Genomic DNA, 19,325 nt, shown 5'->3' with positions numbered 1-19,325 from the left:
AATGGTTTTACGTACAGTATAACAAAGTAAAGTGACATCTCAGTGACTGTATATCCTTATTTCAAAACAAGCACCGCCATTTTGCAAATTACAGGCGGTTATGGTTCCGTTCTGCAATTCAAAAATGGAACGGGTAAGAGCCAGGCCAATTCCAATTCCATCTCCAACCGCACACCGGCCGCGGTAAAAACGATCAAAAAGATACGGTAAGTCCTCTGTGTCAAAGCCCGCCCCGTCATCCCATACCCGAATTTCTACATAGAGAGGATTGCCTGAGTAGTCACAATGGACTACACCGTCCGGTTTGGAATGTTCCATACAATTCTTTATGAGATTGATGAGTGCTTCCATTGTCCACTCTAAATCTCCCCAAAATTCAATACAGCCATTTTCTGGAATGTCAACAGTAATACAATTTTTCCGCAATAGATCGTTCAGATTATCTGCTGCCAGATTTAATACCGTATAAAGATCGACCTTTTCCCGCTTTAGCGGCAGCGTTCCAGCATCAATTTTGGAAAGCATAAGCAAGGATTCTTCCAGACGATTTAATCGCTTCAACTGCTGTTTGACCTGTTCTGTGTGAGCCCCCGGAATCTCTTTTTCCATAAGCTGCAACGACAAAAAGGCCGCTGTGATCGGCGTTTTCAGTTGGTGTGCGATATTAGCCAGGTTCTCTGCAAAATTTTTCTTTGCGGCAACTGCCGTTTCTCTTGTTTGATAAAGCATCGTGACAGTTTTGTATATCTCGTCCTGCAAATGGGAATATTCATCTTCCTTCGTTTGTATCAATGTCCCGCCAGCACCGATATTGATCTGCTCCAAATACTCGGTCAAATCATCAATCCTCTTTCGATTTTTTCTGCGGGACAGAAAGATTCCGGCCCCAAAAGCACAAGCGGTCACAAGGAAAAATATAATCGGAAAAAGCACTGTATCCAGCGGGAAATCATAGCAAAAATCATCGGCCCGGTATCCGTATTTCTCCAGATAATCGTTGTCTCTGAGTTCTTGTTCGGTCAATGAATGATAATCTTTCAGAGCCGCTAATAGCTGCGGCTCGGCTTCAGGAGAATTTTCCAATATGGTTTCGCATAATGCCGAAGTGTGTTCAAATGCAATCTGCCGGTACGTGTGCAGGAAGAAAGCGGCGGTAAGTATCATGCCTGCCGCAAGAACAGCAAACGGAAAAATCAGAAGTGTTTTTTGTTTCCATTTTTCGCTCATTGTGTGTCCTCCATACGGTAGCCAAAACTTCGGATCGTTTTTAAGCAGGCTGGATGATTCAGCTTTTCCCGTAGCCTTTTCATTGTGACCGTCAGCGTATTATCATTTACATAGTTCCCGCTGCGATCCCAAACTTGCTCTAATAACTGGTTTCTGGTGATCGTTTTTCCCTTGTTTTCCATCAGAATCAGGAGAATTCGGTACTCCGGCTGGCTTACAACGATTTCTTTCTGCCCATTATAGACAGCCGTTTTCTCCTTATCCAAAATCAAGTCATCGCAGAATAGTTTTGTGTGGGTTACGCCCTCGGTTCTCCGTAACAGCGCCAGAATACGAGAATACAGAACAACAAGTTCAAAGGGTTTTACCACATAATCATCCGCCCCATTTTGGAAGCCAGTAACAATGTCATGGGAATCACCGCGAACTGTCAAATAGATAATAGGCAGGGTTTTCCATCTTTCCCGAATCCAAAGGCACAATTCATTGCCTTGTCCGTCCGGCATATTCCAGTCCAACAAGACGATTGTAGGCAAATGACCGATCAACGCTTTCTTGGCATCGGCAATCCTATCAAAAACACTCACTTTGCAATTCTGCTGTTCCAAATATTCTTTTACAGATTTGCCAATCATTTCATCATCTTCTGCATAATAAACTTCAATCATGATGTTCTCCTCCTGATTGCCTGGCAGATTTTCTCCGTCCGTCTAATGGTTTTGTTGCATTCTTAGGGATAAGCCAGATCGTCCCCATTTTTTCTGCACCTGGAATGCGCCCTGCGGAACAGTAGTAATTTATCCAACGAGGTGTTACTCCCCAAATTTTGCTTGCTTCTTTCAAAGTCATGTAATCCATACTGCACCTCCGTACTGCCACATTATAATTCGTACTCTCGAATATAATAAGTTAAGCAGTACAAGTCAAGCTAAAAATTATCAGAATGGCAGCCACAAAGAGGAATTCTTTAATCGTGGCTGCTATTTTTTGAATTTATCACTTGACATTATGACAAAGAGGCAACAATCTATGACAAACTCTACTTTCTTTTTGATATATCACGATATTTCTTCAAACTCACACTATCCTGCAGAACTTCATGTAATCACTCCTATTTATATAATGAGGAAGCCACAACACCTTTCCTCAATTACTACATATCGTATTTGTCGCTGGCTGCAAATCTATATATAGCGTTCTACATCTTGACAGGTACAAGATACAGTGCTATACTGTATCTGTAATTGATTTTTGTGCGTATCCCATTTGGGAATACAGGTCTTTTTGATCTGTACCGTAGGCCAAAAGCCTGCATTGCACACGCTGTTAAGTTTGTATGCAAGTGTCAGTGATTTTTTGCGCCCTTTTAGGGCCGAAAAACTGCTGGCACTTTTTTATATAGATAATAATGCCAATGGCAGAAAGGAGTGTTATGGCACAAATTTTTGTGTTCGGGCGCGTCATGAACGACCTCGTACCCAAAGAAAGCCAGTCCAAACAAAGCTATGTATGCTTTGATCTGATGGAACGCACCAAAAACTGGACGCAGTTCTATCAGGTATGGGCCTGGGATGCAGATGTCACCCGGCTCATGCAATTCAAGGTCAAAAAAGGCAGTATGATCTGGCTTGCCGGCTCACAGCGGCTGGTAGATGTTCGCATGAAGGATGGCAAATTGGAAAAGAAGCTGAAGGTCAGTCTAAATGACTTTGGTTTCCTCCCCAAACAGCCCGCCGCAGCGAACAGACAGGAGAATGACCCGGACATTACTGCGGAACCCGCACCGCCTCCCACAGAGGTATTGGACGGTAACCGTGAATCCCTGCCGGAGTAGTTTACTTCGGTGCCCAAGAGGGACCGTATCAAGTTTTTCAGAATGAAACTGAAAGCTTGGTGCGGTCCCTCTTTTTTTTCCAACAAATTCAGAAAAAAGGATGGTATCAAACATGAATAATGACAGAGGACTTTTGAGTGGCAGCATCACGATCCTGATTGGTGCGGTCATCGCAATTATGGCTCTGGTACGCGGGCCCTGGCAGGTCTGGCTACTCCTGGGCGTTTTCACTCTCTGGGGACTGTGGGTAGTTTTGATCCTGCTTCTCCCCTATATGCAGCAGGCTAAACGGCATCGCCAGCGTCAGCAGCGCACCAGACAGCTCCATGCAGAAGGCATCCAAACAAGAAGTTTTGAGATCCCTGACCTGGGCAGCACCAGCTCCGATGACCTTCTGGTGTGCCACACCAACCATCGTATTCTGGCATATCTGCACTCCGCATATCCGCAAGCCACCTTCGAGTGGTGTGAAAAGCAGCCGGAGCAGCTGATCCGCAATGGCGGTACCGGCCGCATCCGTGTGTTTGGCATTGACGAGTTTGATCACGCTGATGTGACATTGGATCAGAATGCCAATATCAAATGCGATATGGTCAAGATCGTTCCGCTATCCAAGGTCGGCGGAGAAACAAACGAGAATGATACAACACCTCCGAACAGGCAGCCTGTTGATCCCCGTATCTGGTATGAAACACAGGGACGCTCTGTACTGGAAGCACTGATTTCCGACCTTAATTCCCGTGGGCACAGCAAACTGACGCTTCGGGAAGACGGTGATATCTGCATTGAGCAGGGAGAAGATGCTGTTTCTCAGGAGCATCTGAACAACTTTCCCCAGAAGGTCTACTGGCCCCGTCTGGCAGAGGTTCTGGAAAGCAATGGTCTGGCCGCTGAAGTCACTGCCCAGGGCATTCAGGTGTCCTGGTAATGCTTCTGATGCCAAGGAACGCAGAGAAAGGAGTGAACTTGACGAATGAAATCAGGACTTACCATCGTGGAAATGGCACAACAGATTGACCGCCAATCCAAACTCAAGCAAGACTATTTGCTTGATACCAGACGGCTTCAAGTAGAACCTTTTGGTTCCCAGCTTTATCTCCATACCTTTGATGACCACAATGACCCACTGGTGGAGCCACTGGAGATTAACCAGATCGCCCATCGGCAGATCGGCACGCATCTGAAGATTCCGGCTGCTTACTATGACCGTATGCTTTCCGATTATCCAGAACTGCTGGCGGAGAATGTGAATTCCTGGTTCCAGCGGGAACCGGCTCAGCGTATGGTGCGCACTCTGGATGGAACTGTACGGGCTTTTTTGAGCAACCGCTATCGCCGCATTGACAATCTGGACATTGCAGAAATCGTCCTTCCTGTCATTCAGCAAATGGAAGACGCCTATTTTGAAAGCTGCCAGATCACGGACAGCCGTATGTACATCAAGGTAGTCAACAAGCGGCTTGAAGCCGAAGTTGTACCCGGTGACATCGTACAGTCCGGCGTTATCATCAGCAATAGTGAAGTTGGACTGGGTTCCGTCAACATCCAGCCTTTGGTCTATCGGCTGGTATGCAGTAACGGCATGGTTGTCAACGATGCCCAGACTCGCCGTACTCACATCGGCCGGGTCAACGAGGCAGACGAAAACTTCCAACTGTTCTCACAGGAGACATTGGCCGCCGATGACCACGCATTTGCCATGAAAATCAAGGATACCGTGATGGCCGCCGTGGATGAAACACGTTTTACACGGGTAGTAGGCATGATGCGTGAAGCCACAACCGTCCAGATGAACACCACTGATATTCCCAGTGTTGTCCGTCTGGCAAGCAAAGATTTCAATATCACCGAGGAAGAAAGCACCGGCGTTCTGCAGCGTCTGATTGAAGGCAAGGATCTGACCCTCTATGGACTATCCAATGCTGTCACACGCTTTAGTCAGGATGTGGACAGCTATGACCGCGCCACTGCCCTGGAGGGGATCGGATACAATATCCTGTCCATGCCCCGGCAGCAGTGGAACCGTATCAATCAGATGGCCGCCTGACCATCTGCAACCATCACAATTTTTAAGGAGGAACCACTATGTATAATCAGAACAGCGATTTGATGAAACAGGAAAAATTCATGCTCCCCACTATGATCGAAGGCGATTTCAGCGCCGAGGAACTGGCTGAGGACGCCGATGGTCTGCAGATAAGCTTTCAGCGTGTCAAGATTCCCGCCGGCGGCACACTCCAGTTTGAGATGCCGTCCGATGATCCGGACAATCCCGACTATGAAAAGACTCTGGTAGGCGTCATTCTGCATAACCACGCCACCTGCGCCTACTGGCCGGCTGGCAGCGAATATGACGACGATACCACGCCGCTTTGTTCTTCTGTGGATGGCAAGGTTGGCATCGGCACTCCCGGAGGCGCCTGTGCTGCCTGCGTGATGAACCGCTTTGGTTCTGCACCTGATGGCAGCAAAGGAAAAGCCTGTAAAAATATGCGTGTGCTCTACCTGCTTCGCAGTGGTGAGTATATGCCTCTGCAGGTAAATCTGCCTCCTACCAGCATCAAGCCCTTCAAGGAATTTCTGAACCGGGCCTTCATGCTCCGCCGCCGCGCCACTTACGGCAGTATCGTGCAGATTGGTCTAAAGCGTGAGAACAACGGCACCAATGACTACAGTGTTGCTACCTTCAAACTGCTGCAGGATTTCCAGGGCGAGGAGTTGGCTCAGATCCGGGCTTACGCCAATAGCTTTAAGGAGCAAATCAAACTCCTGCTCCAGCAGCGTGCTGAAATCACTGAGGAGCAGCGCGACACCGGCTGCGATTATGTAATCGAGCCTGGCGCCATGACCAACGAGCCGGCAGACGGTCACTATACTGTCAGCCAGATCAATGGTGACTGCGAGCAGCTGCCCGCATAAGTATCTTGATGTGGCCTGCACCACATGACACATGAACAAAGGGATACCTTCGGTTTAATACACCGGAGGTATCCCTCTTTTTTATTTAAGGAGGAAAACACAATGTTATGTGAAGTACCATTAACCAAAGAACAACAGGCATTTGCCACCGATCATCACGGACTGGTCTACAAGTTCCTGAATGAAAACCATCTGCCGGAAGATGAATTTTATGATGTGGTTGTTTTCGCATACTTAAAGGCAGTAAAAGATTACTTCAACTCTCCATCTGCACAAAAATTCTCTTTTAGCACAATCGCCACACGACAAATGAAATTCCGGCTCTATGATTACTTCCGCACCCAGGAGCGCCGCAAGCGCAATATGGAGGTTCTCAGTATTCACGTCGGATTATATCCCGATGGTGCGCCTTTGGAAGATACCATTCCTGCCCATGACCCAATCATGCAGCAGTTGGAAATGGACCTTTTGCTCCACGAGCTGGCCGGAAAAGTATCCAAGCAGCAAATGGATATTGTGCATCTGAAACAGGGCGGCTATGGCATCCGCGAGATTGCCCGTACCCAGAAGGTTCCTATGCGGCGCATTAAAGAACTTCTGGCCGAAGTCCATGATGTACTGCTGGACATCTGCTATGAATAAACCCATTACAGATACGAAATACCCTTACATCCATATTTTCAAAAAGATTGGAGGTCAAACCGAATGAAGAAAGAAAAGAAACAGATCGTTTTAAACGGTTCGCTGCTGCGTCCATTGTCTGTTGGACAGGGTGCACTTCTGCACACCGGAGGAATCATCTACCACACTTCGCGTGTGGTGGCGATTCTGGAGGAGTCAGAGGATTGCGTCCGTTTTGAAACGCAGAACTCCCACTACCATCTCTCCATGTCCCCTTTTCCGCTGGCGGCTGTCAGTCCGTTCCCTATGAGATTGGCCGCATGTGCGTGAAGGGACTGTAAATGGATTGGAACAGCCAGCTCCCGCTGACTATTCCACAAGTTCTGGCCGTGGCGGATACCATTCCGTCACGGCTCTTTTTATGGAGGAACAAAATGAACGAAGAAATCATGAATGAGATCCAACCAGTCCGCCCCAAAGACCAGTTCACCTTTTCCTGCCGTCAATGCGGGGAGTGCTGCCGCAATATCGAAGGCTGTGTAATGGTGGAGAGTCTGGACGCCTACCGTCTGGCTCGCTATCTCCGAACAAAAGGTGAGCCCATCGAAGGAATAGAGGATTTCCTGTTCCGCTACTGCGATCCGGAACCTCTGACCGAAGAAGGCTTCCCTATCTATATGCTCAAGACAAACACCCCAAACGGCTCCTGCATCTTCCTTATGGATGGTCGCTGTTCCGTCTACCCTGCCCGTACCCGTACCTGCCGTATCTATCCTCTTACCGTAGGTCCAGGGGAGCGTGGCCGCGATTTTGAATACTGCCTATGTCTGGACCGGCACCGGAGCCACTTTACCGGCAGTCGGGTATCCGTCAAGGACTGGCTGTATCAGAATTTTAAACGGGAGGACAAAGAATATGTAAAGCGGGAATATGAAATTGCCACCGAACTGGGCAAACTGATGCGCGCCATTGACCCTGCCATGCGGCAAGGCATTGTATTCAAGGTGCTCTACTACCGCTATTACAATTTTGATTTGGACCAGCCTTTTCAGCCTCAGTATGAACAGAATAACCGACACCTGTTAGCAGACCTGCACCGGATTGCCAAGGAACAGTAAAAGTCAAATGGCTTTTAGAAAGGAGGCCTTATTCTATGAATTTACACGAAACAGCGATGGGGCAAAGATTTTTTAATGCTCAGCTCCCCGCACTGATCGACACACTCAAAGACATTGCAGCGGCACTTTCCCGCCCTGCACCATCTGCTATATCCTTTCCGGCAGACCCACGCTTTCTCACTTCGCTCTATTACGGCGAATATGAAGCAGATGTGTTCAAGCCCGATAAACGCCTCACACCTTTTAACCAGACAGTACAACAGAAAGAAAAAGCTCTGCTTCCGCTACTCTCCAGCGAGGCGTCCATCGCTTTTGAACAGTATCAGACTGCGGTACAATGCCGCAATTCTGCTGTATTGGAGCAGGCATACGCCTCTGGTTACCGTACCGCTGTGCAGATGTTTGCGGCAGGCTTAGGCCCACAGCCGCCAATACCGGAACATGAGGAGGATAGCAATGGATGAGAACAGACTGCCCGAACTGCCCCAGGAATCTTTTCGGCCAATGATTGTACAATCAGTTCAGCTGGAACAGTTTTTGGGGGAAGAACTGATTTTTTGCTTTCGGGATCTTGATGGCGTCCATACCTTTACTACCTGCTATGGCGATATCTACAAAACAGTCAACGCACTGCGGGACTATGTCCGGCTTTTGGAATCGGTGTGCGATCAGTGGGAGCTGACTGGATTCCATCGTGCTACCTATGAGTACCATGCCGAAAAGCTTCGTAAAATTGCGGATAAGCTGCAAGCTGGTATCGGCTACGACTATGACAAAGCCGTGGAAAGATGCAAAAAGAAACGAGCCAAAAAGTCCCACAGCAGCGATGTCGGGGAAGATGCCCTTCTGCTGACGGTACGGGCTGCTGGCAAGTCCACTGACAACGAAAAGGAGGCTGCGCCTTATGAGGAAGATCCCCCTTGGGAACCTGAACTCGAATAATCCTATAGAAACATCTGTTAAAAAGTATCATGCAAGCGTTGCCCGACAATCCCCCAGAGAACGGAACCGATTGCTGGCTTGCAAAAACTTTGCGTTTACCCACGCCAATGTGCATAAGCACTGCCGCCACTTCCGGCGCGGATAGCCGCCCGGAAGCTACCTACGGAGGATGTCTATGGAACGAGATGAACTACGCACCACTTTAATGAACCATCTGGAAACCCTGCGGCGCAATCTGCAGGTCGTATCCATGGAGGTGCTGAAAACCAAATACAAAAAACCATTTGATGCCCTGCGGCAAGACATCTGTAAAGCCGCTACCGCCTATACCCGCTTTCTGGTATTCGATGGTATGCGAATCAAACACAAATACTTTGATGAGGCTGTACCCTATATCGATACAGCTGTGAAGCAAACCAAGCGGCTCAAACAAATTTCAGATGCTGCCTTTCAGCGTCAGGATATTGACGAGATCGAATCACTCGCCCTTGCCCTGCGCAAAGAGATAGAAGCTGCTCTGCAGCCCTTCTATATGGGACATATGTGCCTTTATGTGACGCCGGAATGCTTTGACGACCCACCCAAGACACCGGAAGTCTACAACGATGCAACCGCCTGTGTCTGGCGGGATGGTGCATGGCAGCTTCTGGAGGATACCAGCAAAGGGTTCCTGCTCTTTGTTCAATCCAAATCCAAGGAGGAAGCTGCCGCATGAAAAAGACATCTCAGCAATATCTAAACAGCGAAGCACACGGTTATCTCATGGAGGCCAAAGCCTGCAAGCTTTTACTCAAAGACTTGGAACGCATCCGCGCCAAGCTCAGGCGGCATATCGAAAAAGAAGCTGCAGACCGCGAGGCAGAATTTGAAGCAGCTATGCAATACCATAGCGAAAGTGACATCCAGGAAGCCTACGGCTGGGAATTCATCAGCAAACAGCAGTATGAGCGCTATCTGGAATTGTTCCGTCAAGGCCGCAAGGCACTTGATGAACACAGTCCCACTGTTACAGAGCTGGCTCTCTCCATCCTGAACCGTATCTTTCAGGATATTGATAGAGACTGCCGCCAATGCGAGTTTGAAGCCCTGTCGCCGGAAGAACAGCTTGCCGAGTTGAAGCGTGCTGAAGAATCCAGGCAGGTATGGAAACAGTATATCGCCAGTCTGAAAGAAATGGTCGGCTCCATGACTGGAAATGCCAACGACCACACTACATCCAAAAATGCAGCAACTATACACAAGGAGGATGCAAAATGAAGATTCACGAAGATCGTTCTCATATGAATATTGATACCAGATGGTTTGAAAAAGGCTATGCCAAAGAAGATGTCCACTCCCTGCGCCTGCAGTCTCTATGCACCGAAGCAGAGGCAGCAGCCAACAAACAGTTTTATGACAGCCACACCCGCGAAGAATGGGAGCAGTATATCCGTCAGGCAAGTTTGGAGAGCAGCGCAGCAATGAAACCCGTCATGGAAGCCATCGCACAGGACTTTGTCTGCTACCAGTATGACGAAAATATCCCTGTGTCCTATGGCAGCGACCGATGGGATCTGTACTTCTGGTGTAATCCCTTTAATGACGCCGCAAACGCATCCGAACGGGATTTCTCATATTTCACGTTGACCTTTAACGAGCGTCAGACGCTGGAGAAACGAAGAAAAGTCTGTCAACAGGTGCTGGAGCTCCTATGCTCACGCTTTCAGGAGCATCCCCATCTCCATGTAGCCGTACAGTATTCCATATGGTTTGACCATCCGAAGATCCACGATGCGGTGGAGCGCGCAAAGCCCCGTCTGCATGGCCTGCGCTGTATTCAGGACCAAAAAGAAGGAAAGCTGCTCCTGCAGGACGGTGCCCTGCTCTTCAAGCCAAAATACGCAAAGAAATATACCCGCACGCTGAGCCAGAGCCAGATTTTGTCCCTTAGTTGGGAACTGGGCGTAGAGGACGGAGAGCCTGATACCGATGCGGCACCTGTTACCTTGCCTTACAAGAAATTTGGCGCCACGCACCCCATCCAGCTGCAGGTGACTTCCTACCTGAATGGAAACCTTGCCATACAAATGGTGACATGGGAAAGCGGCGACCCGGAACCCTGGGCGACTCTCACCGTCAACCTGCCCGGCCAACGGCAAAAAGACCATGCCTTTATCGACACCAATGCCGATTCGGAATTTCCCACCTGGCTCATCCGACATGGTCTGGCTATCCCAACCGGTCGCACCATGCAGAGTGGGTTCTGCACCTATCCTGAATATCGTTTTCGTGCCAACCGGCTGCAGGAGCTGGACCCGGAAGGGTATGCAGGCTACCTGAAAAACTTTGAAAGGCGGTGCAGTGCATGAAATATAAGGCAGTTTATGATGTACTGAATGAAAGGCGGCAGACTACCCCCGGTTTCTGTTACCATGACCGCAGCGGCTGGCATGCTTACCCCCAGACCCGCATGACCATGCAGTGCCCTTTATGGATTATTGCTGAAGATGCTGCCACGGGCAGGCGTCTGTGGATTACTCAGGAGGGCTCCCGATTTAGCATTTCCATTCGAAGGATGGATGAACAGAGGCATAACTATGGCCCTACCTATCGCATTACTTGTGAAAACAGGACAAGGCTGGCTCAGGTTCTGCGCTATCAGTTCGAGTCAAAGACTTTGGCTGTGTAGCTGACGATGACCAGAGAGGAACTGCATTCCTCTCTCTGCTCCGGTTTCCTTGTCCGGAACACACACTAAGAAGCACCGGCAATCTGCATTTTTGCAGGCGGCCGGTGCTTCTTTGGAGGAAAACACTTATGAATACTCTCGCATTTACACTGGGCGAACACCGATCCCAGCTGACTTTGAAAATCAGTACATATCCCAACGGCAATCTCGCCATCAAGCTCTATGAAAAGGATCACGGCATCCTGATTTTGTGGGAAAATCTTACCACCAACTTAACCGGAATCCGCCCCGACCACTGCGCTTTCATCAATATAAAAGCCACAGACGGACTTTTTCCGGCCTGGCTGTCAGACAATCACCTTGCGGAACCCACCGGACAAATTCTCGAATCGGATGGCTGCCTTTACCCTGAATACCTGTTTTATAGCAACGAATTGGATGCTCTGGATCATGAGGGGCATACCCTTTACATCCGGCAGCAAAAAGGCGAACTGGGACGCCGCTTTGAGCGGCTGTATATTGCCCTGCGCCGGCTGGCACGGGAAATCAACGGGTTTAGCTACACTGATTACAGCGGCTGGCGGTATCCAGATGGGGTTTCCACCACCCTGCCCCTCTGGATCGAGGCATCTGACCCTTCTCATGGCCGCAAATTCATCTTCACGCAGAAAGGTCCCGCACTCCAGACTACCATCCGCTATGCCGATGGTACGGAGAAACAGTGCATCTACCGGCGCAAAGAGGACATGGCTGCCGAGCTGATGACCATGTTTCAGGAGGAACTTCGTGTCTACCCTCCCTGGTCCAAAGACCGGAGGAAACGGTACGAATATGAAAGACAATAAAATAGGAGGACATCATCATGAAGATCCGTATCTACCCCAAATCCCTGTTAGAAACCATATGGCAACAGGATAAACTGCTGTTTACCCCAGAGGCAAAGCAACCACCCTTGTGTCTTCGGTGTGGTCAGCCGCTGGACCGCAGGCTGGTCATCAACGCCCTGAGCCGCTATGCAGATGTCCATATCTGCGAGGCGTGCGGTATGGATGAAGCCCTGCGTGATGCCAACCGTTGCCCACTCCCCCTAACAGAATGGGCAGCTGTTAAAAACGGTTTGAGCCAGCAGCAGACCGACTTTGAAGATCCGTTGCTGACTACTTCCTGCACCTTTGAAGATCTGTTTCAGCAGGGCTCCCGTCCTGCCAGCGAGATAGCCTATTCCCGTTCTGATTATGACGGATGGAAATGGTGGACCACCTGGCATCAGTGCCAAAAGGATACGCCTGTTCTGGAAGTTGCCCATGAAATTGATGCTTTCCAGAATGCGCTGTTCCAACTGCCGGAGTTTCTGAATTTGGACACCCTAACACGGTTCTGCCGAGGGTACGCCCAGCCCACCAGCGAGCCCACCGAATTCAATTTGTATTCGGAAACTGCTCACTTTTATATCTGGCTGCGGTTAGTCACCCGGCATCGAGATTATAATGCCTATGTGCATTACTATCTGAAAGGTTAAAAATTTACAACGCACCGGATACAGTATGCCTATCAGCTCTGTATCCGGTGCGTTTTTCTATGTACTCCCAAGTATATACGCATAAAAATATTACCTTTGTAAACTCATTTTAACCGCTATGATATAAAAACCACTGCAAACTTGACAGTGTAAAGATAACGAAGTACAATGTAGACAGTGTAAAGATTGGAGGATTTAGCATGGCACAGCAACGACAAACTTATCATCACAAAGACTTGCGAAATGCTTTGATTGAAACAGGTATTCAGCTTGTAAGTACAGAGGGAGTAAATGCTTTTTCTTTGAGAAAGGTGGCTGCGGCGTGTGGTGTCAGCCATGCTGCCCCTTACAGCCACTTTCAAAATAAAGAAGAACTGCTTGAAGCAATGCAACTATTTATCACAGATAGATTTTCTAAACAATTAGAAAGTGCCGTTCAAAAGAATAATAATGTTGTAGAAATATTGAAAGATATGGGGATAGCCTATGTGTCTTTCTTTGTAGATAACCCTGCTTATTTTCAATTTTTATATTCGCAATCCAACATAAAAATTGACTTATCGTTATCGATACCAGACGATCAAAACTATAAACCCTATATCATCTATAAAAATATTGTAAGTAAACTACTAGAGCAGTCGCACTATCCAGAAGAAAAGCAAAATGATATTATCATAACCATTTGGGCTTTTATACATGGTGTTACCTCATTAGCCACCATGAATAATGTAAATTATGATAATGACTGGAGGGAGAAAGTCATTGATTTTATGGATGTTTTTCAGCTTCCCTTTATAGATAATACAGGAGAAAAAATATGATTGGGATTTATTTTAGTGGGACGGGAAATACAAAATATTGTTTAGAAAAGTTTGTTGCTCTATATGATAGGAACATTGAAATAACTCCTTTAGAGGATGAAGGTACAATAGAAAAAGTTGCACATCATAAAGACATCATTTTTGCCTATCCAATCTATTACAGCAACCTGCCTAAAATAGTACGGGATTTTATCTGTGGAAATTCTGATGTATGGAAAGGAAAACACATTTTTATTATTGCAACAATGGGACTGTTTAGCGGCGATGGTGCGGGTGTATCTGCAAGATTGTTTAAGCGATACGGAGCACATATATGGGGTGGACTTCATTTGAAAATGCCGGATTGCATTTGTGATGTAAAAGCCTTAAAGCGTACTCCGGATCAAAATAAGCAAATTGTCATACAAGCAGAAGAATGTATAAAATCAGCAGTGTACAATTTGAAAAATGGCACTCCAACTAAAAACGGTTTAGGCTTTTGGTGTCATATTGCAGGTCTGTTAGGACAGCGGCTTTGGTTTTACCGTAAAACACAAGCGTATTCAGACAAAATACAGATAAATTCCGACACTTGTATAAAGTGCGGCAAATGTGCATTGGTATGTCCTATGAATAATTTGTCATTATCCAAAGGTAAGATTGTAGCAAATGGACGGTGTACCTTATGCTATCGGTGCGTAAATCAGTGCAGCAAGAAAGCAATTACTATTTTAGGAAAAAAAGTAATATCTCAGAGTTCTATCTATGATTTTGGGGATTAGCACTTTACATTTTACGAGGAGGTGAGCAATATGGGAAAACTTCTGGTTCTATCACTTTCCGACTGCGAAGAACATATTTTTAATAGGGTCATGGCAGCAATCATAGACGAACCAGAGCTTGACCGTATTGCTCTCCCGCTCTCTGATGCCAGTCTCTCCTTCCCAAATATTGAAATTCGGCTAAAGGAGCAGACTGTATTCTGCAGAGGTCAACTTGTCACTCTGACTCACCATGAATTTGCAGTTCTTGCATATCTGGCTCGTCACCCTGGCTGGGTATTCTCAGCCAGCCAGATTTACGAGGCTGTATGGGATAGAGACGGTGAAAACTGCGGAACCGCCGTTGCCAGTATCATCAGTCAGATCCGGCGCAAGTTGACGCCGGATACACCAAAGGGTGGCTATATCCGCACTGTACTGGGCAGTGGATATAAATTTGAATCCGTGATATAGGAAACGCCGGACATATGCTGATTGGCTCTGTCCGGCGCTTTTTTATATAAATCCTGTGTTACTTGAAAAAAACATATATAAATTCGACAAACGGCAGTCTACTCTTCCCCAAATAGACTATTTACAGTTTTGAACCGCAAGGCGGTGTAATATCCAATCCTTCAAGAAAGTGTATTCCCCAGTTACACATAGAATCCAATACCGGAATGATACTTTTTCCAAAGGCGGTAAGTGAATACAAGGTTTTAGGTGGTTTTTCTGGAATTACTTCTCTGTGAATCATGCCGCATTCTTCCAAATCGCGAAGTTGTTGTGAAAGCATTTTAGGGGTGGCTTTTGGAATTAAGCGTTGTAATTCCATGTAGTGCAAAGGTTTTTCTATCAAATGCCAAAGAATGAGAGGTTTATATTTTCCTCCAATCAGAAAAAGTGTGGCTTCCACTGGACAACTAAATTGATCTTTTTGATAATTCATTTTTATAAATTCACTCCTTTTTGGGTACTTTCTTTGAGGGAAGTATCTACCTGAAAAGTGCAATCTTGTTATTCTACTGCACCATGTTAAAATTAGTACGACGATTGAATATGGCAACTAAATTATACAACACCAAGAAAGGATTGACCATGATGAATTTTATTGAGATTGCAAAAAAACGGTATTCTGTACGCAATTACAGCAGCAAAAAGGTGGAAAAAGAGAAGCTTGATAAAATTTTGCAGGCTGCTCATGTTGCACCAACAGCAGCAAACTTACAGCCGGTTCACTTAATTGCAGTAGAAAGCAAAGAAGGGCTGGAAAAAATCAGCAAAGGGGCAAATATTTATAATGCTCCTCTTGCAATTATTGTATGTGCAGATCATAACAAAGCATGGGTTCGCCCATTTGACCAAAAACAAACCGGAGACATTGACTCAGCTATCCTAACAGACCATATGATGTTGGAGGCAACAGAATTAGGTTTAGGTACCGTATGGGTATGTTACTTTCAGCCTGATGTTATCCGGAAAGAATTTGATTTGCCCGATAATTTAGAGCCAATCAATATTTTAGTAATCGGTTATGGAAATGAAGAAGCTGCAGATACAGAAAGACATGACCATCTGAGGATTCCACTCACCGACTTAGTTTCGTATGAAAAACTATAACTGAATATAAGATGATTTCCGAAATGCTTCCGAACTTTCTTCAACTCATTGCTTCCAAAAGTGGTTGATGTTATAATTGCGGGGAAACAACTGAATAAAAGTGTCTTCGGGGCAGGGTGAAATTCCCGATTGGCGGTAAAGTCCGCGAGCGTAAAACGCACGATTTGGTGTAATTCCAAAACCAACAGTATAGTCTGGATGAAAGAAGATATGGTTAGATTTCCGCAGATTTTGAGAGGCTTACTTTCTTTTCTGTGGCCTAATTATAATGTTAACACCTGAAAGACCTTTTCTTTTGGGTGTTAATTTTTTGTCACGGAGGAAAGCAATTATGAACAGTAAAACAAAAAGAATCACCGCTATTGGGATGCTATGTGCAATCACTTATGTCACCATGGTTGTTGGCAGGATTCCGATTATTCTATTCTTAAAGTATGACCCATCAGATGTTATTGTAACTTTAGGCGGCTTTATTTGGGGACCGATGACTTCCTGTATCGTATCTGTCATTGTGGCAACCCTTGAAATGATTACAGTAAGCGATACCGGAATATTAGGTTGTATCATGAATATCGTACAAACACTATCTTTTGCGTGTACGGCGTCTATCATTTACAAAAAAAAACACACTCTATCTGGTGCACTGATTGGCCTGGCATCGGGGTGGCTAATAACGGTTATTGTTATGCTGCTATGGAACTATTTGATAACGCCGCTTTATATGGGGTATCCAAGAGAAGCGGTTGTGGAATTGTTACTCCCTGCCTTTCTTCCATTTAACTTGTTGAAAGGCGGGTTAAATGCATCCATTACATTTTTACTGTATAAGCCCATAGTTACCGCTTTGAGAAAAAGCGGATATGTTGCTACTTCGGAAAATGAAGCAAGACAAAAGCATACTGGTCTGCTTATATTGGCAAGCTTCATCATTGTGACTTGTGTTTTGATCATCCTATCAATGAATGGAATTATATGAGGATCGAAATGAAAGAAAATACGAATGCGCCTATTTACACACTAACGGGAATCGTTATACACGGCCGAGGTATTGGAAAGCATGTGGGGACACCTACCGCAAACATGGAGATAGCAAAAAATACATTTTTGCCAAATACAGGGGTATATGTGGCAGATATTCTTTTAAGCGACAAGAGATATTATGGTGTTACCCATATTGGGGCACGCCCTACACTTGATAATGATGATTCTGTTTCAATCGAAACACATATTTTTGATTTTGATAAGGACATATACGGGAGTACGATAACTGTCAACCTATATAAGAAATTGAGAGAAGTTAGAAAATTTAACGAATTATCCTTGCTGCTTGCACAAATTGCAAACGACCGGACAATGGCGCTAAAATTTTGGGGATTGAAGCAAGCAAGTCACACCTTACACATTGATGTTAACCGGCATTGTGTAATATTAGAACAGAAGGAAGTTTATTTATCAACAAACGAATTTGAAGTCCTTTATCTGCTGCAACAATCTCCTCAAACCACCTTCACAAAAGAGCAGATTTATGAAAAGATTTGGCATGAGCCTACAAATAACCATTTACACGCAGTAGAAAATACAATTTTCCAAATACGCAAAAGGCTAAAACCATATTGCAAGGGGCGCGAGTATATAAAAACTGTAATTGGCTACGGTTATAAGTTTAATTCTGGGTAAGGTGATATTTAAGCATTAGAACAAATGGCCCCAGTCCCAGAGTTTTGAAGTCTCTATATTCAGCAACCTTTTACAAATAGAAAAGGCTCTGGCACTATACCCCCATCTCATTTAAGATTTTCCAAAAACAGAACCACTGCTTATGCACATAAGGAGAAGAAAGGATGTGAACAATATGGGCAAATTTTTAATATTATCCGTTGCAGACCACGAAGAACATATACTCAATAAAATTATAGAAGCTATTGCAAACGAACCAGAACTTGACCATATTGCTCTCCCACCCTCTAACGCCAGCCTCTCCTTTCCAGACCTTGAAATTCGGCTAAAGGAGCAAACTGTATCCTGCAACGGTCAACTTGTTACTTTGACTCACCATGAGTTTGCTGTCCTCGCTTATCTGGCTCGTCACCCTGGCTGGGTATTCTCAGCCAGCCAGATTTATGAGGCTGTGTGGAATGTGGACGGTGAGCACTGCGGAACTGCCGTTGCCAGCGTCATCAGTCAGATACGACGTAAGTTGACGCCGAATATGCCCAAGGGTGGCTATATCCGGACTGTACTGGGCAGCGGATATAAATTTAACAGTTCTCCCCTTTAAGTCAGTAAGAAAGGCTCCGAGGCCGTAAGGATCTCGGAGCCTTTCTCATTGACTTAAATCTTAAACAATTTAATCGCCTTCAACAAAATAATGCTCAATTCCTGATACAGATCCTCATCCAATGCTCCATCAATAATGGCATACTTGAGCAGCAATGGCCGGTACATCTGTAAAATCGCCGTAATGGCATCCTCGTTTCCAGCCTTGGCGCTGAGAAGCAGACATTCAAAATTCATCTCTTGTCACCCCCTTCAATACTCTTTCTAATTTTCTGAATCGTCCTGTAGTAAAGCGCCGCTGCCCCTTTATAAGACAGTCCAAACTTTGCTCCCAAAGTATCAAAATCTTCTTCCTCCAGCGTTCGGGCCAGAAATATCTGGCGCTCCCGTTCATTGAGTTTTTGCAGGGCCTCCAAAAGCGCCCCATTCTCAATCACATCCATAAGCGGCAATTTGTCCAAAACCACTTCCTCCGAGCTGGGTTCGGATTCGTAGACCACTTCCACAGTACTCTCTATACTGCTGCGCTTATAAAGCTGGAGCAAATAATCTTTTCTACGGCGCTTAACCGCCGACACCAAATATGCTGTAAATCTAAATTGCAGGTCATCTTCTGCCTGTCCATTATTCCGTTGCCACATGGCTTTACCTCCAAAAGTCTCAAGAATTCCGATGGATTTCCTGAGCTTCTGGCGGTGACCTGCACCGGGCCAAAGCTGGTTGATATAGAGAAAAACAGCCAGCTTTGTACCAATGGACAAAACCAGCTGTTTCTTGAATTTCTGCATCGAGCAGTTCAATAGATGCCGTTCGGGCAGGTGGAGGTTTATCTTTATGTGAAGAAAACTCTCTTGCCCTGCCTCGACGATATGCCCCTATTGAGAGCCGTTCATGAAAAGCCGTGTGTCCTGGAGTTATGAAAGCAATGAACTGCTCGATGTCGTGGAATCCTTTCTCCATAACACCGTTACTCCCTGTCCGCAGTTATGCGGACGGCACACAGGCGGCCTGCATCATCC

Annotated in this window: 27 protein-coding genes and 1 riboswitch; of the genes, 21 read left to right on the top strand and 6 right to left on the bottom strand. The window is 46.1% G+C overall.

Annotated features, from left to right (window positions below):
* Positions 1-39: 39 nt before the first annotated feature.
* Genes PGS25_RS02850 through PGS25_RS02840 form a run of 3 tightly spaced genes read right to left on the bottom strand, consistent with a single transcriptional unit; the run spans position 40 to position 2,085 of the window.
* Positions 40-1,227, bottom strand: a complete 1,188-nt coding sequence (locus PGS25_RS02850; RefSeq protein ID WP_177716558.1) for a sensor histidine kinase — start codon at positions 1,225-1,227, stop codon at positions 40-42.
* Entirely contained in the window at positions 1,224-1,895 is a 672-nt protein-coding gene (locus tag PGS25_RS02845; RefSeq protein ID WP_177716557.1) for a response regulator transcription factor, read from the bottom strand. Before PGS25_RS02845 ends, PGS25_RS02850 begins: the two co-directional genes overlap by 4 nt.
* Entirely contained in the window at positions 1,888-2,085 is a 198-nt protein-coding gene (locus PGS25_RS02840; RefSeq protein ID WP_015559857.1) for a helix-turn-helix domain-containing protein, read from the bottom strand. Before PGS25_RS02840 ends, PGS25_RS02845 begins: the two co-directional genes overlap by 8 nt.
* A gap of 574 nt (positions 2,086-2,659) precedes the next feature.
* On the opposite strand from PGS25_RS02840, the gene PGS25_RS02835 reads away from it, so the two are divergent.
* From PGS25_RS02835 to PGS25_RS02755, 17 genes are all read left to right on the top strand, one after another.
* Positions 2,660-3,061 carry a single-stranded DNA-binding protein gene (locus tag PGS25_RS02835; protein ID WP_270417657.1) on the top strand — a complete coding sequence of 134 codons (402 nt, stop codon included), beginning with the start codon at positions 2,660-2,662 and terminating at the stop codon, positions 3,059-3,061.
* A gap of 112 nt (positions 3,062-3,173) precedes the next feature.
* Positions 3,174-3,989 carry a hypothetical protein gene (locus tag PGS25_RS02830; protein WP_270417656.1) on the top strand — a complete coding sequence of 272 codons (816 nt, stop codon included), beginning with the start codon at positions 3,174-3,176 and terminating at the stop codon, positions 3,987-3,989.
* 117 nt (positions 3,990-4,106) lie between these two features.
* Positions 4,107-5,108 (top strand): DUF932 domain-containing protein, encoded by a 1,002-nt coding sequence (locus tag PGS25_RS02825; protein ID WP_270417655.1) that lies wholly within the window; start codon positions 4,107-4,109, stop codon positions 5,106-5,108.
* 38 nt (positions 5,109-5,146) lie between these two features.
* Complete coding sequence (locus PGS25_RS02820; RefSeq protein ID WP_270417654.1) at positions 5,147-5,980, top strand: hypothetical protein; 834 nt, start codon at positions 5,147-5,149, stop codon at positions 5,978-5,980.
* Positions 5,981-6,082: 102 nt separating this feature from the next.
* Positions 6,083-6,622, top strand: a complete 540-nt coding sequence (locus PGS25_RS02815; protein ID WP_270417653.1) for a sigma-70 family RNA polymerase sigma factor — start codon at positions 6,083-6,085, stop codon at positions 6,620-6,622.
* A 63-nt stretch (positions 6,623-6,685) separates the two neighbouring features.
* Positions 6,686-6,931: a hypothetical protein gene (locus tag PGS25_RS02810; RefSeq protein WP_270417652.1), complete on the top strand. Its 246-nt coding sequence runs from the start codon at positions 6,686-6,688 to the stop codon at positions 6,929-6,931.
* Between the two features lie 104 nt (positions 6,932-7,035).
* Positions 7,036-7,719, top strand: coding sequence for a YkgJ family cysteine cluster protein (locus PGS25_RS02805; RefSeq protein ID WP_270417651.1), 684 nt, complete (start codon positions 7,036-7,038; stop codon positions 7,717-7,719).
* A 35-nt stretch (positions 7,720-7,754) separates the two neighbouring features.
* Positions 7,755-8,183, top strand: a complete 429-nt coding sequence (locus tag PGS25_RS02800; protein ID WP_270417650.1) for a DUF6809 family protein — start codon at positions 7,755-7,757, stop codon at positions 8,181-8,183.
* A complete protein-coding gene (locus PGS25_RS02795) occupies positions 8,176-8,661 on the top strand; it encodes a hypothetical protein (RefSeq protein WP_270417649.1) in 486 nt (161 codons plus the stop codon). The genes PGS25_RS02800 and PGS25_RS02795 overlap by 8 nt, the downstream gene beginning before the upstream one ends.
* A gap of 175 nt (positions 8,662-8,836) precedes the next feature.
* On the top strand, positions 8,837-9,376 hold the full coding sequence (locus tag PGS25_RS02790) for a decarboxylase (RefSeq protein WP_270417648.1): 540 nt from the start codon (positions 8,837-8,839) through the stop codon (positions 9,374-9,376).
* Positions 9,373-9,918: an adenylosuccinate lyase gene (locus PGS25_RS02785; protein WP_270417647.1), complete on the top strand. Its 546-nt coding sequence runs from the start codon at positions 9,373-9,375 to the stop codon at positions 9,916-9,918. Before PGS25_RS02790 ends, PGS25_RS02785 begins: the two co-directional genes overlap by 4 nt.
* Positions 9,915-11,009 (top strand): DUF4313 domain-containing protein, encoded by a 1,095-nt coding sequence (locus tag PGS25_RS02780; protein WP_270417646.1) that lies wholly within the window; start codon positions 9,915-9,917, stop codon positions 11,007-11,009. The genes PGS25_RS02785 and PGS25_RS02780 overlap by 4 nt, the downstream gene beginning before the upstream one ends.
* A gap of 448 nt (positions 11,010-11,457) precedes the next feature.
* On the top strand, positions 11,458-12,174 hold the full coding sequence (locus PGS25_RS02775) for a DUF4313 domain-containing protein (RefSeq protein WP_270417645.1): 717 nt from the start codon (positions 11,458-11,460) through the stop codon (positions 12,172-12,174).
* A gap of 17 nt (positions 12,175-12,191) precedes the next feature.
* Positions 12,192-12,848: a hypothetical protein gene (locus PGS25_RS02770; RefSeq protein ID WP_270417644.1), complete on the top strand. Its 657-nt coding sequence runs from the start codon at positions 12,192-12,194 to the stop codon at positions 12,846-12,848.
* A 200-nt stretch (positions 12,849-13,048) separates the two neighbouring features.
* On the top strand, positions 13,049-13,669 hold the full coding sequence (locus PGS25_RS02765; protein WP_270417643.1) for a TetR/AcrR family transcriptional regulator: 621 nt from the start codon (positions 13,049-13,051) through the stop codon (positions 13,667-13,669).
* A complete protein-coding gene (locus PGS25_RS02760) occupies positions 13,666-14,430 on the top strand; it encodes an EFR1 family ferrodoxin (protein ID WP_270417642.1) in 765 nt (254 codons plus the stop codon). Before PGS25_RS02765 ends, PGS25_RS02760 begins: the two co-directional genes overlap by 4 nt.
* A gap of 30 nt (positions 14,431-14,460) precedes the next feature.
* Positions 14,461-14,883, top strand: a complete 423-nt coding sequence (locus tag PGS25_RS02755; RefSeq protein ID WP_270417641.1) for a winged helix-turn-helix domain-containing protein — start codon at positions 14,461-14,463, stop codon at positions 14,881-14,883.
* 121 nt (positions 14,884-15,004) lie between these two features.
* On the opposite strand, the gene PGS25_RS02750 is transcribed toward PGS25_RS02755, so the two are convergent.
* The gene (locus PGS25_RS02750; RefSeq protein WP_118024187.1) at positions 15,005-15,358 is read right to left on the bottom strand and encodes a winged helix-turn-helix transcriptional regulator; all 354 of its coding nucleotides are present in this window, start codon (positions 15,356-15,358) and stop codon (positions 15,005-15,007) included.
* 152 nt (positions 15,359-15,510) lie between these two features.
* Here PGS25_RS02750 and PGS25_RS02745 point away from each other — a divergent pair, with 152 nt between their 5' ends.
* The 4 genes from PGS25_RS02745 to PGS25_RS02730 all read left to right on the top strand — a co-directional run bounded on the left by PGS25_RS02745 (position 15,511) and on the right by PGS25_RS02730 (position 18,307).
* The gene (locus PGS25_RS02745; RefSeq protein WP_270417753.1) at positions 15,511-16,029 is read left to right on the top strand and encodes a nitroreductase family protein; all 519 of its coding nucleotides are present in this window, start codon (positions 15,511-15,513) and stop codon (positions 16,027-16,029) included.
* Between the two features lie 98 nt (positions 16,030-16,127).
* A riboswitch (FMN riboswitch) is annotated at positions 16,128-16,243 on the top strand.
* Positions 16,244-16,360: 117 nt separating this feature from the next.
* Complete coding sequence (locus PGS25_RS02740; RefSeq protein WP_270417640.1) at positions 16,361-17,005, top strand: ECF transporter S component; 645 nt, start codon at positions 16,361-16,363, stop codon at positions 17,003-17,005.
* An 8-nt stretch (positions 17,006-17,013) separates the two neighbouring features.
* Entirely contained in the window at positions 17,014-17,706 is a 693-nt protein-coding gene (locus PGS25_RS02735; RefSeq protein ID WP_270417639.1) for a riboflavin kinase, read from the top strand.
* A gap of 175 nt (positions 17,707-17,881) precedes the next feature.
* Positions 17,882-18,307, top strand: a complete 426-nt coding sequence (locus tag PGS25_RS02730) for a winged helix-turn-helix domain-containing protein (protein WP_270417752.1) — start codon at positions 17,882-17,884, stop codon at positions 18,305-18,307.
* 53 nt (positions 18,308-18,360) lie between these two features.
* On the opposite strand, the gene PGS25_RS02725 is transcribed toward PGS25_RS02730, so the two are convergent.
* Positions 18,361-18,543, bottom strand: coding sequence for a helix-turn-helix domain-containing protein (locus tag PGS25_RS02725; RefSeq protein WP_173885417.1), 183 nt, complete (start codon positions 18,541-18,543; stop codon positions 18,361-18,363).
* Positions 18,540-19,094, bottom strand: a complete 555-nt coding sequence (locus tag PGS25_RS02720) for a sigma-70 family RNA polymerase sigma factor (RefSeq protein WP_173885419.1) — start codon at positions 19,092-19,094, stop codon at positions 18,540-18,542. Before PGS25_RS02720 ends, PGS25_RS02725 begins: the two co-directional genes overlap by 4 nt.
* Positions 19,095-19,325 lie beyond the last annotated feature (231 nt).

The sequence above is a fragment of the Butyricicoccus sp. AM78-15b2TA genome (assembly GCF_027665985.1).
Classification (GTDB): domain Bacteria; phylum Bacillota; class Clostridia; order Oscillospirales; family Butyricicoccaceae; genus Agathobaculum; species Agathobaculum butyriciproducens.
The sequence above is the reverse complement of the archived record's forward strand: the minus strand, read 5'-3'. Positions and strand labels throughout refer to the sequence as shown.